General features: G+C 27.4%; 14 protein-coding genes. 2 read left to right on the top strand and 12 right to left on the bottom strand.

Annotated features, from left to right (window positions below; genetic code table 11):
• Positions 1 to 40 precede the first annotated feature (40 nt).
• The 11 genes from QU666_RS05740 to QU666_RS05690 form a co-directional block, all read right to left on the bottom strand.
• A complete protein-coding gene (locus QU666_RS05740) occupies positions 41 to 1,222 on the bottom strand; it encodes a phosphopentomutase (protein WP_021769046.1) in 1,182 nt (393 codons plus the stop codon).
• Positions 1,223 to 1,364: 142 nt separating this feature from the next.
• Positions 1,365 to 2,252, bottom strand: a complete 888-nt coding sequence (locus QU666_RS05735; RefSeq protein ID WP_036070636.1) for a hypothetical protein — start codon at positions 2,250 to 2,252, stop codon at positions 1,365 to 1,367.
• A 92-nt stretch (positions 2,253 to 2,344) separates the two neighbouring features.
• The gene (locus tag QU666_RS05730) at positions 2,345 to 3,031 is read right to left on the bottom strand and encodes a hypothetical protein (protein ID WP_021769048.1); all 687 of its coding nucleotides are present in this window, start codon (positions 3,029 to 3,031) and stop codon (positions 2,345 to 2,347) included.
• 80 nt (positions 3,032 to 3,111) lie between these two features.
• Positions 3,112 to 3,747, bottom strand: a complete 636-nt coding sequence (locus QU666_RS05725; RefSeq protein WP_021769049.1) for a Fic family protein — start codon at positions 3,745 to 3,747, stop codon at positions 3,112 to 3,114.
• 12 nt (positions 3,748 to 3,759) lie between these two features.
• Positions 3,760 to 3,900 carry a hypothetical protein gene (locus QU666_RS05720; protein ID WP_156908196.1) on the bottom strand — a complete coding sequence of 47 codons (141 nt, stop codon included), beginning with the start codon at positions 3,898 to 3,900 and terminating at the stop codon, positions 3,760 to 3,762.
• Positions 3,849 to 6,824: a TaqI-like C-terminal specificity domain-containing protein gene (locus QU666_RS05715; protein ID WP_021769050.1), complete on the bottom strand. Its 2,976-nt coding sequence runs from the start codon at positions 6,822 to 6,824 to the stop codon at positions 3,849 to 3,851. Before QU666_RS05715 ends, QU666_RS05720 begins: the two co-directional genes overlap by 52 nt.
• 23 nt (positions 6,825 to 6,847) lie before the next feature.
• Positions 6,848 to 7,573 carry an endonuclease/exonuclease/phosphatase family protein gene (locus QU666_RS05710; RefSeq protein ID WP_021769051.1) on the bottom strand — a complete coding sequence of 242 codons (726 nt, stop codon included), beginning with the start codon at positions 7,571 to 7,573 and terminating at the stop codon, positions 6,848 to 6,850.
• A 55-nt stretch (positions 7,574 to 7,628) separates the two neighbouring features.
• Complete coding sequence (locus QU666_RS05705) at positions 7,629 to 8,363, bottom strand: DKNYY domain-containing protein (RefSeq protein WP_021769052.1); 735 nt, start codon at positions 8,361 to 8,363, stop codon at positions 7,629 to 7,631.
• A gap of 59 nt (positions 8,364 to 8,422) precedes the next feature.
• Positions 8,423 to 9,262 carry an SH3 domain-containing protein gene (locus QU666_RS05700; protein ID WP_021769053.1) on the bottom strand — a complete coding sequence of 280 codons (840 nt, stop codon included), beginning with the start codon at positions 9,260 to 9,262 and terminating at the stop codon, positions 8,423 to 8,425.
• A gap of 261 nt (positions 9,263 to 9,523) precedes the next feature.
• Complete coding sequence (gene deoC, locus QU666_RS05695) at positions 9,524 to 10,189, bottom strand: deoxyribose-phosphate aldolase (RefSeq protein ID WP_036070650.1); 666 nt, start codon at positions 10,187 to 10,189, stop codon at positions 9,524 to 9,526.
• A gap of 80 nt (positions 10,190 to 10,269) precedes the next feature.
• Positions 10,270 to 10,977 (bottom strand): GntR family transcriptional regulator, encoded by a 708-nt coding sequence (locus QU666_RS05690; RefSeq protein ID WP_021769055.1) that lies wholly within the window; start codon positions 10,975 to 10,977, stop codon positions 10,270 to 10,272.
• 331 nt (positions 10,978 to 11,308) lie between these two features.
• Between QU666_RS05690 and QU666_RS05685 the strand changes: the two genes are divergently transcribed.
• Both QU666_RS05685 and fabV read left to right on the top strand, forming a co-directional pair.
• Positions 11,309 to 12,052: an SDR family oxidoreductase gene (locus QU666_RS05685; RefSeq protein WP_021769056.1), complete on the top strand. Its 744-nt coding sequence runs from the start codon at positions 11,309 to 11,311 to the stop codon at positions 12,050 to 12,052.
• A 175-nt stretch (positions 12,053 to 12,227) separates the two neighbouring features.
• Complete coding sequence (gene fabV, locus QU666_RS05680) at positions 12,228 to 13,421, top strand: enoyl-ACP reductase FabV (RefSeq protein ID WP_021769057.1); 1,194 nt, start codon at positions 12,228 to 12,230, stop codon at positions 13,419 to 13,421.
• Between the two features lie 133 nt (positions 13,422 to 13,554).
• On the opposite strand, the gene QU666_RS05675 is transcribed toward fabV, so the two are convergent.
• Complete coding sequence (locus tag QU666_RS05675) at positions 13,555 to 14,460, bottom strand: magnesium transporter CorA family protein (protein WP_021770261.1); 906 nt, start codon at positions 14,458 to 14,460, stop codon at positions 13,555 to 13,557.
• Between the last annotated feature and the right edge of the window lie 155 nt (positions 14,461 to 14,615).

Genomic DNA, 14,615 nt, shown 5'->3' with positions numbered 1-14,615 from the left:
TCTAATTTTCAACCTCAATTAACCCGTATTTATCTATTTTTTAGTCTTCCAAAATTTCTTTTGCAAAACTTCCTTCTTTTTCAGTTCCCAATAAAATTTCCTCAACAGTTGCCGCAATATCCGCAAAAGTTTTTCTTGTTCCAATATTTACATTCTTCTTAACATTTTTACCACAAATCATTATAGGTATATATTCTCTCGTATGATCTGTTCCTTTGTATGTAGGATCGTTTCCATGATCGGCTGTGATAATCAGAATTTCATCATCTTTCAAGTTCTTTTCAATTTCAGGAAGCCAGTTATCAAATTCGATTAGAGCCTTTACATATCCTTCTACATTTCTTCTATGTCCGTAAACAGCATCAAAATCAACTAAGTTAGTGAAAATCAATCCTTTTGTATCTTCCTTCAATACAGCTATCGTTTTCTTAATTCCATCTAGATTATCCTGATTAGCTTTTCTGTTATCGGTAATTCCTTTTCCATTGAACAAATCGCTTGTCTTACCAATTCCTACTACATCAAGTCCCGCTTTTTCCAATCTTTCAAGCATGCTTTCTTTTGGAGGATCAATCGAGAAGTCGTGTCTATTCGCAGTTCTTTTAAATTCTCCAACTTTTTTACCAACATAAGGCCTTGCAATTACCCTTGCCACAGGCGATTTTTCATTACAAATTTCAAGTGCAATTTCACACGCTTTGTAAAGTTCTTCCAATGGTATAATTTCTTCATTCGCAGCAATCTGAAACACAGGGTCCGCTGAACCGTAAACTATCCAATTTCCAGTTTTAATTTGTTCTTCTCCATATTGGTCAATCGCTACAGTCCCTGAAATTGGCTTATTCAACATAGCTTTTCTTCCTGTTTTCTCTTCAAATTCCTTTATAACCTCATCTGAAAATCCATTTTGGTAATTTGGAAATGGTCTTTCTAGCGGCACACCAGCAATTTCCCAATGCCCAGTCGTAGAATCTTTCCCATGTGACACCTCAATCGCTCTTCCATAGGCCCCTTCAGCATTTTCTACAGCTGGAGTCCCTTCAATCTCAGTAATATTCCCAAGTCCTAATTTACCCATATTAGGTAAGCTCATTCCCCCATAAGCTTTAGCCATATTTCCTAAGGTATTTGACCCACAGTCATCAAATAAATTTGCATCAGGCAATTCTCCTGCTCCGACACTGTCTAGTACAATTAATGTAATTCTTTCTATTTTTTTCATTTCTATCTCTCCCTTTCTTTTTTATTTACTGATATTATACCTTTTATGTTTTTTAAAGGCAAATAAATTACCTGTTTTTTATTATTTTTAGTAATTAGAACCAAATATAAACAGAGCTATATGTGATTTGTATTCAATAATTTTAATTATCATATTTTTTATAATTTTTAGGCATAACATTATTTTGAAAATAATAAAAATTAAATTTTACGCTATTAAAATTTGTATTTTCATAATTAATTATTACTTTTTTATCTGTTTCAAAAAAATAATCCATAATATAAATTTCTTTTTTCTTTTCAGAAATTGATATACTATAATTATTGTATCTTTTCATAATATAATTTTTTTTAAAAAATCTTATTACAGTTACTACCAGTAATAATATTATTATTGTAAATAATTTAATCATTAAATTTAAATATCCCCAAGCAATTCCAACTGAAAAAATTGTCATTAAATTAAATATTGCAAAACACATCATAAAATTCTTTTCAAAAATTGAATATTTCACATATAATTTTTCTCCATTCACTTTTTCACGAATTTCTTTTTTGGGATAACCTATTTTCTCCAATAAACATTCCAAAATTTCATCTTTATTTTTTATGTCACAAAAAATATAACTTTTTTTATGATTACTTTCTATTGAAACATCCATTATTAAATTACAGAAATACTTATAAATATTCATTGAGCTGTCAAAGTTTAAAAAAATATCATACGAACCTAATATATTTTTTCTCACTGTCAAAGTTTTTATATCATTATATTCAATCGTTTTCTCAAAAAATAGACCTTTTATTTTCACTTCATAATCAGAAAAATCAAATTTCATCTTATTTTTAATAATCATTACCAAAAGAAATCTATATATAAAATAACTTATTCCAATAGCTAAAAAAAATATCCCGTCCTTTTCTTTCTCATTAAATAAAATATCAATTCCTCCTAATAAATATCCTAAAAACAGTATTAGAAAAAATATATCCCACATATTAATTTCAAATTTTGAATATTTTATTTTCATCCAATTTATCTCCATGTTTTAGCATTTTTTCCTATACTTTCTGCCTTTTTTTACTTAATTATATCTTTTATCTGTTTTAAAAGCAATTGATTTTAAAATTTTTTATAATACTTCTCTGCAATATCTGTTATATCTATGCTTACATCCAGTCCTGTATTCAAATATATTTTATCATCCTTTTTCAAAAATGCTTCCCAAATTTTTCCGGTATTCAAATAAACCATAACAATTTCAAAATCATTTCTTAAAATTGTTACTATTTCTCTATTTTCTAGTTTCGATACTTCTTTAAAAAAATTTTCAATATTATCATCTAATTTATCTATATCAACAAAATATATATCATAAAATAATTGTTTTTTATATTCTTCAAATGTATCAAAATATCCTTTAAAATTACTCAATCCTAACCACTGTAGCAAAATATCTGAACAAGAAATTTCATCTATTAAACTTATTTCTTCTTTATACATCAATCTTAATAACTGATGTTCAGTAAATTTTAAAGGTAAATATTTATAATCGTACTGATAAATTTTTTCTCGATATGGAACCATCAAAAAATTATTCTCAAATTTTACTATGCCCGTATCACATTTATTTTTTATATCCCCATAATTAAATTCAAACATAAACTTATATCGTGCTTCTTCATTACAAGAAATTAATTCATACCAATATCCATAATAAACAATTTCATTATTTTTCATAATTTGAAGATAATCCTCGTAACAACTATCATAATAATTTTCATCCCAAGTAATTATACTTACATCCATTTTATCTCATCCTGTTTATATTAATTTATTTTTGAATTACCGTAATTTTTTATGATTTTTAAATATTTAAAAATTCAAAATTATTTCTTCCGATACTTTCTCCCTTTTTTCTCTCCAAATGCCTCCAAAATTCCATTTTTCAAAAGTTTATTCAAAAATCTTCTTGCTGTTGAATCTGAAACATTTAAAATTTTTTGAGCCTCACTATTTTCAATATAATTATTTTTCTCAAAATACTCTTCCAGTATTTTCAGTCTTTGTAACTCTTTATCAGTCATTTTATCAGTCAAAATATCAGTCATTTTTAAGTCATTTTTTTGCAATTCTTCCAGAGTTTCTTTTATAATTTCAAGAATAAATGTAATAAATGGCGTAGATTCTCCAGCAGTATTTGATAAATTTATAGCTTCATAATACTTCTGCTGTTTTTTCTGAATCAAAGTTTCAATTGGAAGCCAAGCAAAAAACTCTTTCCATTTTGATAGGATTAATGTATGCCAAAGCCGTCCTAATCTTCCATTTCCATCTTGAAACGGATGAATAAATTCAAATTCATAATGAAATACACAAGCCTTTATCAGTGGATGAACTTTACTTTTTTTTAACCATGAAAAAAGTTGTTCAATTAATTCAGGAATATATTGAGGTGGTGTTCCTGCATGAATCAGTTGATTTCCCTGATAAACTCCTGCTCCTTTTCTGTCTAGTACAATCAATGTAACACTCCTTTATAAATTTTCTTCTATAATTTTTATTTCATCATCCTTTAATCCATATAACTCATAAACCATTTTATCTATTTCTCTATCTATTTTGTCTATTTTATTTTCAATATTTCTTCTTGTTCTTGCAAGAAATATTTTGCCCATTCTGGAGAAATTTCTGTTTTTAATTCTTTTTCAAATTCGCTGAAATTTAATAAATACCATTTTTTTAATTTATTTGATAAATTTTTTTTAAATTTTTCAACTATTAATTTTTGAAAACATAAATTTTCTTCTCTTAATTTCGAATTTAAAATAATCATTTTATTTACTCTTTCTACAAAATTTTCTTGTTTTTCAAGATTGATATACACAAATGGAAATTTTTCTAAGTCATTAATCTTTAAGTGAGGTTTACTATCTTCATTTGTGATAAATACTTTTTTATACATCCAATTGAAAAGTTTTGAATTTACCAAAGCTAATACATATTTTCCTTTTATATTTTCACCAAAATCATAAATAAAATTGATTGATTGCTCAGGAAATATTCCTCTATCATCAAAAGTTGCTTTTATATCACTTCCTGTTTTTCTTAGTATTACTTTTTCTTTAATTCCTAATTTTTTTTTAACTTTGGTTCTACCATTTAAATTTTCTTCTCTAAAATCAAAATAAAAATTACTTTTTATTATATATCTATCTATATTTTCACCTTTTAATATTTCTAATTGGCTATCAGAAATTCTTTCTTTGGTTATTAATTTTGATTTTCCTCCGAAACCAGAAGCATATTTTATTTCTAATTTTTTCATATTATTATTAAACAATATTTTTTCAATAATTTCCTTTTCTATTATACTATCATATGCTTTATACTGAAAATTTTTTATTTGATACTCTGACTTTTTAAAATTTAAAAACATATTTTCAGGCCTACTTTTAACTTTTATTTCATAATCACTAGAATTATTTTCTTTACTTAATAAAAATGTCATTGTATCCGCTTGAATATCAGGAAATTTCCATTTATACACAATCTCTAATAAATTATTTTCTTCTAACATTTTTTTACGTAATTCTTTAAAACAATCATTAAGTCCTAATCTATCAGTAACAAGAAAAGAAAACTTTCCTTTTTCTTTTAAAATTATTATTGACAATGAAATAAAATATTCAAGCAAATTTGGAGAAGTTGTATTTCCATTATATTTTTTTATCAAATATTCTTTACTATGTTCATCTATATATTGTTTATGTTTTCCTGTCAATGAAATCCAAGGAGGGTTTCCTACTACAATATCAAATCCTCCATTTTCAAATATTTCTGGGAATTCTTCCTTCCAATTAAATGCCATTTCTCCCACTATTTCTTTGTTATCAATTAATGAGTTCCCACATTTTATATTTTTATCTAAATTTTCTAATGGTTTTTTCTTATTTGCTGTTTTCAACCAAAGTGATAATTTTGTTATTTCCACTGCTTCTTTACTTAAATCAACTCCGTAAATATTATTTAATAAAATCTCACTATCCATATCAGCAGAATATGATTTTGATACATTGTAGTTTAATATATTATTATTTATTTCTCCTCTAATTTCTTTTAAATAATTAAAAACTTCTACTAAAAAAGCTCCACTTCCACAAGCAGGATCTATTACTTTTATATTTTTTACTTTCTCACGATATTTATTCCAAAAATCTAGATGTCTTTTAGCTTTTATTGATAACTTTTTTTCTTTATGTTTATATTTTTGTTCATAACTTTTTAAAAAAATTTTATTTTCTTCTACTTCTGGTAAATTATAATACCCTAATTCCTTTTTTCTATCTTCAAGCCAATTATCTATAGCATTTTTTACTATATACTGAACTATATATTTAGGAGTATAGAATGCTCCTGTTCTTTTCTGGTTTCCATCTTTTTTATCATAATTTTCATTATTTTGATTTGCTTTCAACTTTTCTAAATCAGTCATGCTTTTTTCAAACACATGTCCTAAAATATTCTCATTTAAATCTGAAGAATAATCATATTCAGCAAGTTGTTCAAGTTCATCAAATATTTCATTTTTTATAATTAATTTTTCTAATTCCTTATCTCTTTTAAATAAGCCACCATTATAGCCATTTATATCTTCTTCTTTATTCCCTACATCTATTCCGTCACAAAGTAATTTAAATCCTTGAAATTTTTTTACATTTCCGTTTATTACAGTTCCATTAATATATTTTTTATAAATATTTTTAGGTAAAAGGCTAGGATCTGTTGCTTCTGCAAATTTAATAAACAAGAATCTGTCTAGTAATTTCTGAGTCTTTTCTATTAATATTTCAGTTCCTGCATTATCGTTATCTAATTTCAAAATGCTAAATATTTTTTCTCTTACTTCTTTATATTTATTATAAAATTCTTTCTTTATTTTTTCCTCTTTTAACGAAATTTCTTCAAATGATTTATCTATAAAAGACTTTTCTTCTAATTTATTTCCAAATAAGAATTCTTTTGAAAATAAACAATAAAATTTTTTAAAATTTTCTTCTTCTTCAAGCATTTCCAAATTAAATACTTCATATTTAGTTCTTCCATAATCATTTTGATAAAATCTTATCTCATATATATTAGATACTATTATATATTCACAACTCTTACCTATATCAGCTCTATAATCAAATGCTTGTTTTACAGGACTTCTAGAATTTTTTCTTCCAACTTGCTCTTTGTCTAAGTCTACATACGGTCCTTTTAGTTCAATCACGGCTTTAACTCTGTCCGAATTATAATCTTTTTCAAAAAAACCTAAACAGGCATCTGATCTTTCCTGAGTCATTTTAGTCTTTTTTTCGAAATATAATTCAAATTTCCCTGATGTAATACTATTGTATCCTAAAATATCTTTAAAAACCTCCATAAAAAATGAAGGCTTTATATTTTCTTCTTTATGATTTTTTAAATCACCATTTCTATGCATCTCTATGTATTTATTTAATATTTTTCTTTTTTCATTTATTTCTTCTTCTGACAGATTAAATTTTTCTAAAATTCCATTCCAATCTTTTTCACTATAAATTCTTTTACTTTCCATCTTTACCTCTATTTAAATAATTTTCATTCAATCTCCAACACCGCCATATACGGCAAATGATCCGACAATTTTGTCCATTCCTGCAAATCATCATTTATAAAAAAACTTTGCTTAGTTCTATAATTTTCACCTTTTTTAGCCATTATATAATCAATTCTCTGTGTTTCAAGATTTCTGTTTTCAAGATTTGATTTATTTTCCAAGTCCTTGCCTTCAAAATAAGTGTCATTCCAGTTTTCAGCAATTTTCTGATAATGCTCTGTTGTTGGCAAAAGGTTAAAATCACCACATAGAAATTTTATATCTCCCTTAAAATAATCTATAACTGTCATCAAATCGTCAATTTGGGTACTTTTTACTGCAGGCTCATAATCTAGATGAGTATTTATAACCAAAATATGTTTTTTATATTTTGAACTGTTAATTTGTGCTGCCAAAACCTGTCTTTTTTCATTTCCAGCAGATGGTAGCTCGTGAACATATATATTTTTCACATCATATTTTGAAACAAACGCAATTCCAAACTCCCCTTTGTCAAAATCCATTGCCTTTTGAAAATAATAATAATTATACCCAAGTTCAAGTGCAAAATCCTGCGTTACATCACGAAAATTACTTCTTTTCGTATTTTTATCAACTTCCTGCAACGCAACAAAATCAGGCTTATATTTTTTTATGCTTTTTGCCAATTTTTTCCCATCCGCAAGCCTTGCTCCATAAATATTGTAAGTCATTATTCTAAATTCCATTTTTTATTTCCTATCCTTTTTATTTTATCTGTATAAGCAATTAGTTTCCTGTTGATTAAAACCATTTCAACTCATCTTTAGTCAAATATTCATAACTTCTATTTTTATCTTTTCCATCTCCATTTGGAAGTACTTCAAATGTATTATAATCTGCACTTTCTAAAATTTCTCCCTTAAAATAAATATTTTTATCATCCGTTATAAACCATTTATTCAGAACTTCTACTTTATCTTTATTAATCCCTTTTACTTCATAAATAGAATAGTATGTATCAAAACAGTTTATCATTTTATTTTCAATATAATACACATTATATTTATCTTTTCCATACAATGTAGCGTTTATTATTCCATTTGGCAAAAATTCAAATGTTTTAGGATCTTTAATTCCTCTACCTATTGATTCATTTCCATCATAAACATTATTTTTATCTTTTGCATAATCTTCATTTAAAACTTTAAAACTCATAATATCAGCATTTTCTATTTTTTTATCCCGATAATAAATTTTATTATCATTTTTCCAATAATTCTGCCCTAATTTTTCAAAATTTTTAATTTTTACATCTTTTATTTTTTCACCCATGTAATAAACATTCTTATCATCTTTTAAAAGAGAAAATTCTATCAACTCAGCAGTTTTCGGATTTGCTCCTTCCAAAATTTTATTTTTGTAATAAACCTTTCCTTTATCTATCGAATAATAATCTCCTATAATTTGTGCAACATCTCCAAATCCCACATTTGCCAAAATTAATAATAATACCATTTTTAAAAAAATTTTTTTCACAAGTTATCCTCTCTTTGTAATCAAAAGCATAAATTTTTTCAATTTTATTACATAAATCTCTAATCAACATGTTTTTTCAACTGGCTCTTATGGATAAATCCCCTATATTCTTTAACTTTCCACTCTTTTTCAAGGTCAGAAGGATAGTCAGCAAAGTAAACATAATACCAGTCACCATATTTTGTAATATATCTTACAATCGTTTCATTATCTAAGTTTGAAATAACTTTTGAATCTTTAGTTGGTTTTTCACGCATATTTGCATATCCATCCTTTGAGTTTACCCTGTATTCTCGAAGGTAACCCGCTTCATCTAAATGCGGTTCATCAAAATCATCTGATTCATCCGATTTTTTCACTTCAAGTTTTGTAATTTTTGATTTTGTACCATCAATTTTCTTTATTTCAGTAACTTGAGCATAAACTGTTGTAAAATCACATTCTGTATATGGAGTTACTTTTTTTATTTTAACTCTTACCGGAGACTGTAATTTCCCTTTTTGAATTTTTTCCATTTTTTCAAATTCTTCTGAAAAAGTTTTTTTTAATATTTCAACTTTAGCCTTTTCCATATCAGCAAATTCCTTTTCAGCATTTCTGGTTTCATCCCAGTTATGATAATCAAAATCCCTAGGCTTCAAAACTATAGCTTTTTCATTCACAATGTCCTTATTATAAGGATAAAACAGCATTTCTCCATATTCTATTGCAGAACATGGTACATCTGGATCACTTTTATCCCAATTAATTTTAAATGTTCCCTTCAAATCTAAAATTACTCCATCATCAGTCAAAATAATTTCATCAGATTTCCTATTTTGCCCAAAAGAAAGTATAGAAACTAGCAGAAGAAAGCAACAAAAGAAAATATTTCTAAATTTAAAATTTTTAAATTTCATAAATACTCACTTCTCCTTTACATTTTACTGACAGCTATTTGCAAAAGTTTATATACCTATTAATATGCTATTTTCAATTTTAAACTTCTTCACTTTCTGATAAAAGTTCTTAATTTCTTGCTGCATAAACATCTGTTATCCAATTTTTTACTTTAACAAGGGGTACTAACCCCTTGCTTTATAATCCTTCTTTTATTAAATTCTAAAAATATATAGTTTCTGAAGAAGTCTATTATTATGTTCCTCTTTATTTACTAAAATTTAATAGCCAGTCTTTTCACTTTCCAGTCCTGTTACAATAGCGATTCCTGAACTTGTTCCCAGTCTTGTTGCTCCTAATTCAATATATTTTTTTGCAGTTTCAAGGTCTTTCACTCCACCACTTGCCTTAACTTCTGCTTTATCTCCAACTGTTTTTTTCATAAGCTCTACATCTTCAAATGTAGCTCCTCCTGTTCCAAATCCTGTTGAAGTTTTTACAAAATCTGCCTTTGCATTAACTGATAATTCGCATGCCTTTACTTTTTCCTCATCAGTCAAATAGCAAGTTTCGATTATAACTTTCAGAACATTGTTTCCAATTGCCTCTTTTATTTTTCTAATTTCGTTTTCCACTAAATCATAGTTCTTGTCCTTCAATGCTCCAATATTAATAACCATGTCAATTTCCGAAGCTCCATCTTCAATAGCCTTTTTTGCTTCAAATACCTTCACATCAGTCGCCATCGCTCCCAAAGGAAATCCAACTACCGCCGCAACTTTCACATCGCTGTCCTTAACTTGATTATAAGCATATTCAACATTCGCCCCATTTACACAAACTGAATAAAATCCATATTCTTTCGCTTCATCGCATAATTTTTTTACATCTTCCTTTGTAGCTGTTGCTTTCAAAATTGTATGATCAATAAATTTGTTTATTTTCATCATTACCATTCCCTTCCTTGATTTATTGTTTATTATTTTTATTCTACTATAAGTATACCGAGTTTTTTCCCTTTTAGCAACTATCTTTTAGCAATTGCAGTAAAAGTAAATTTATCAGGATGATAAGTTATTGTTTCATATTGGAAAAGATTTCCGTTGGATAAATAGGCGTAAGTTTCAATAACTACAACTCTGTCAATATTTTCAAGATTTATATGCCGTCTTTCCTCATCTGTTGCGCTTCTGAACTTTATTTCCCGTCTTGAATACGATATTTTTAAATTTAGTTCATTTTCCAGATATTCATAAATAGACTTGCTGGCTATTTCATCATTCAGATAAGTGACTATTTTTCTATCAAAATAAGAAGTAGCATACTGAACAGTTTCGCCATCCAAGGAATAAGTACGGACAACCTTGTAAAAATCAGCAGTTTTAGAAACATTAAATTTTTCCATCAGTTCCTCGACACCTTGTACTATATATAGACTAACTAGATTTGCCTTGACATCTATATTTTTTATCTTATTTAATTCCTGGAATGTCTGTATTGAAGTAAGCGAAATATTTTTCAAATCGCCTTTTTCAAGCACAACTGATCTTTTACCTTTTATTTTTTGAATATATCCTTCCGATTCCAGTAAAGCAAGTGCTTTTCTCACAGTAAGCACTGAACAGGAATATTCTTTGGCGAAATCTGCTTCCTTTTTTAAATAATCTTTTGGCTTTAATTTTCCATCTTTAATTTGTTTTTTTATATTGTCGTATACTTCTTTATATTTACTCATTTTTTACCTTTCCAAAATTATAGTCAATTCTTTTAAAGTTTGAAGCAAAAATCGATAAAAACAAGAAATTGTCTATATCTAACCTTCTACTCTCGTTTTAAACTGGAATGCTATAATCCCTTTAACATCGTGTTTCTTTTTTATAATTTGAATGAAATAACCGCAACTTTTAAAGTTAATTTATTATAATTATACTTTAAAATATTAAAAATAACAACTATAATATATCATTTATTTTTTATAATAGATATATATAGACCTATTGACTTTTTAAAAAGATATGATATAATTTGATTGTATAAAAATTAATTATTTAAAGGAGATGATTTAAATGGCTGTAAAAAACAAAGTCGTTATTGTTACCGGAGCTTCTTCAGGAATTGGAAGGGCTACTGCGAAATTATTAGGAGAAAGCGGGGCAAAAGTTGTACTTGCCGCAAGAAATGAAGACAAATTACAAGAAGCTGTTGCTGAAATAAAGGAAAAAGGAGGAGAAGCCACTTACAAAGTGACAGATGTATCAAAAAGAGAGGAAGTAAAAGCATTGGTTGATTTTGCAATTTCTGAATACGGAAAAATAGATGTTATATTCAACAATGCCGGATTAATGCCAAATGCACCATTGTCAGAACTAAAAAATAGCGAATGGGACGAAATGATTGATGTGAACTTAAAAGGTGTCCTAAACGGCATAGAAGCTGTACTTCCACATTTTATCAAGCAAAAATCTGGACACGTTATCAGCACATCTTCTGTTGCTGGACTGAACACATATCTTGGAGCAGGAGTTTACTGTGCCACAAAACATGGTGTAAAAGCACTAATGGAAGTACTGAGAAAAGAAAGTGCCAACGAAAAAATGAATGTCCGTACAACAACTCTATATTTAGGAGCATTCCGAACTGAACTTGCAACACGTATTACAAACAAAGCGATTAAGGAAAGAATCGAATTTCTTTATGACACAATTGGAGCAGATCCTATGATAGTTGCCCAAGCTGTAAAATTTGCGATTGATTTGCCAGAAGAAGTTAGCATGAACGAAATCACGCTTTATCCTACTGCACAGTTATAATATTAAAAAAACTTTTCTCCAAAGAATTATTTTGATTACCAAAATTATTTATTTCTATTTAAATTAAAATATTTCTTGAAAATACATCATAAAATATGTTATCATTTTAAATGTATGATTTTTTTAAAATTGAAAAATAATTATAATAAATAATTTTTTAGGAGGAAAAGAAAAAATGGTTATAAAACCTAGATTAAAAGGTGGTTTAGCGCTTACAAACCATCCAATTGGAGCAAAAGAATTTGTAAAAAGGCAAATTGATTATGTAAAATCACAAGATAAATATGAAGGTCCAAAAAAAGTTCTAATTATCGGTTCTTCATCTGGATACGGACTTGCCACAAGAATCTCCCTTGCCTTCGGTGCCGGAGCTGAAACTATTGGAGTAGCATTTGAAAAAGGGGTAGAAGGGAAAAGAGTAGGTTCTGCTGGTTGGTGGAATACAATTGCCTTTAACGAAGCTGCTGAAAAAGAAGGTTTAGTTTCTAAAAACTTTATTGGTGATGCTTTCTCAATGGAAATGAAAGATGATGTAATAAAGTTCATTAAAGAAGAATTTGGTGGAAAAATCGACTTGTTAATTTATAGCTTAGCAAGTGCAGTTAGAACTGATCCAATTGATGGCGTAACTTACCGTTCAGCATTAAAATCTACAACAAAGGACATTACAGGTCCAACTATCAACTTTGAAAAAGAAGTTATGGAAGAAACAACAATGGGTGTCGCAACTCCAGATGAAATCAAAAGCACTGTAAAAGTTATGGGTGGAGAAGACTGGAAATTATGGATTGAAGCGCTTGATAAAGGCGGTGTTCTTTCTGAAGGCTTCAAAACAGTAGCTTACTCATATTTAGGACCAAAAGTAACTTACGGAATCTATAAGGAAGGTACAATTGGAGCCGCAAAAAGAGATTTGGAACATACTTCTGATGTTTTAAATGACTTTTTAAAAGAAAAATACAATGGAGAAGCCTACGTTTCATTAAGTAAGGCATTAATGACAAAAGCAAGTGCGGTTATCCCTATTTTCCCATTATACGCAGCATTGCTTTACAAAGTAATGAAGGAAAAAGGTATCCACGAAGGAACAATCGAACAAAAACACAGACTTTTGACTCAAATGGTTTATGGAAACAATCCTGTTATTGACGAAGAAAGAAGATTACGTCCAGATAACTGGGAAATGCGTGAAGACGTTCAAGCTGAAGTAGAAGCTCTTTGGGATAAAGTTACTCCAGAAAACTTTAAGGAAATAAGCGATTACGCTGGTGCAAGAGAAGAATTTATGCAATTAAATGGATTTGACTTTGATAATGTGGATTATGACGCTGATGTTGATTTAGATGAATTAGCTAAATTAAAACCTTAATTTTAAAAATTTACAAAAATAAACAACAAAAAATTAGACTATCTTTTAGAAAAAATATTCTTTAAGATAGTCTTTTATTATATTATATAATAAATTTACTTTAAAATTAAATTTGATTTTTTATATTTTTATATTACAAAACTTTCTTTTTTAAATATTTCCATAAAATTACCATCAGCACCATCATTATTACAAAAATTGTTCCCAATGCAAAAAATCCTGCTTCTTGAAATGGCAATTTCACATTCATTCCATAAAATCCAAAAATCATATTTGGAACAGTAATCAATATGGTTACCGCTGCCAAAAGCTTCATTGTGATATTCATATTATTTCCAATATACGATGAATATGTTTCTCTTGTCGTTTTACAGATTTCACAGTATGAAGAGGATAAATCAAGTGTAAAATTTATCTCTTGCAAAATTCTTGTCATATATTCTTCATATTGTTCAAACTGCTCATCTTCTTTCAAATTCTCAACAACATAATCCAAATTTCTCAATGCAATATTATAAACATAAAATCCTTGTTCTACTTCCGAAAGAGAAATTAATTTCTCATTACTTTGCTGCTCCCTCAAAACAGTTTCTATCTTGTCGTGTTCTCCAATCAAAATTCTCACATATTTATACAAACTTTGAGAGATTTTATGAAGCATATTTAGAAAAAAACGATTTTCTTCAAGAACGTCATTTCTTAACTTGGTATATTCCTCAACAAATTGATAGAAATCGTTGTAATAATCATCATCTAAAATAACAATTTTATCTTCTTTAAAAAAAATTACAATTGGATTAATTTCATAAGATGTAAATTCTTTATCTTTCGTAGATTTTTTAACAGTTGGATAATATAGTTTATAAATTTCCCAGTCCGATTTTGAAATTCTTGGAGTAAAAATTTCCTCATCAATAACATTTTTTATTTTATCTTCTTCAATTTCTAATCTTTCCGATAAAATCTTATAATCTTCATCTTTCAAATTGTAAACATAAGAAATTATTTTACCACTTTTCGTATCTATTCTTTTTATCATAATTACCTTTCTAAGTCTCTACTTTTGCCTATTTATATTAACTATACTCCATTTAAAAAATAGGAATAAATTTTTATAATAGGAGTATTTGATAGCTAATGCATAATCATTCAACTAAATTATTTTTTATTATTTTTCACATATTTTGTTTAATA

It is taken from the genome of Leptotrichia sp. HMT-225 (assembly GCF_030644325.1).
Lineage (GTDB): Bacteria > Fusobacteriota > Fusobacteriia > Fusobacteriales > Leptotrichiaceae > Leptotrichia > Leptotrichia massiliensis.
This window is presented reverse-complemented; position numbering and strand designations above follow the sequence as displayed.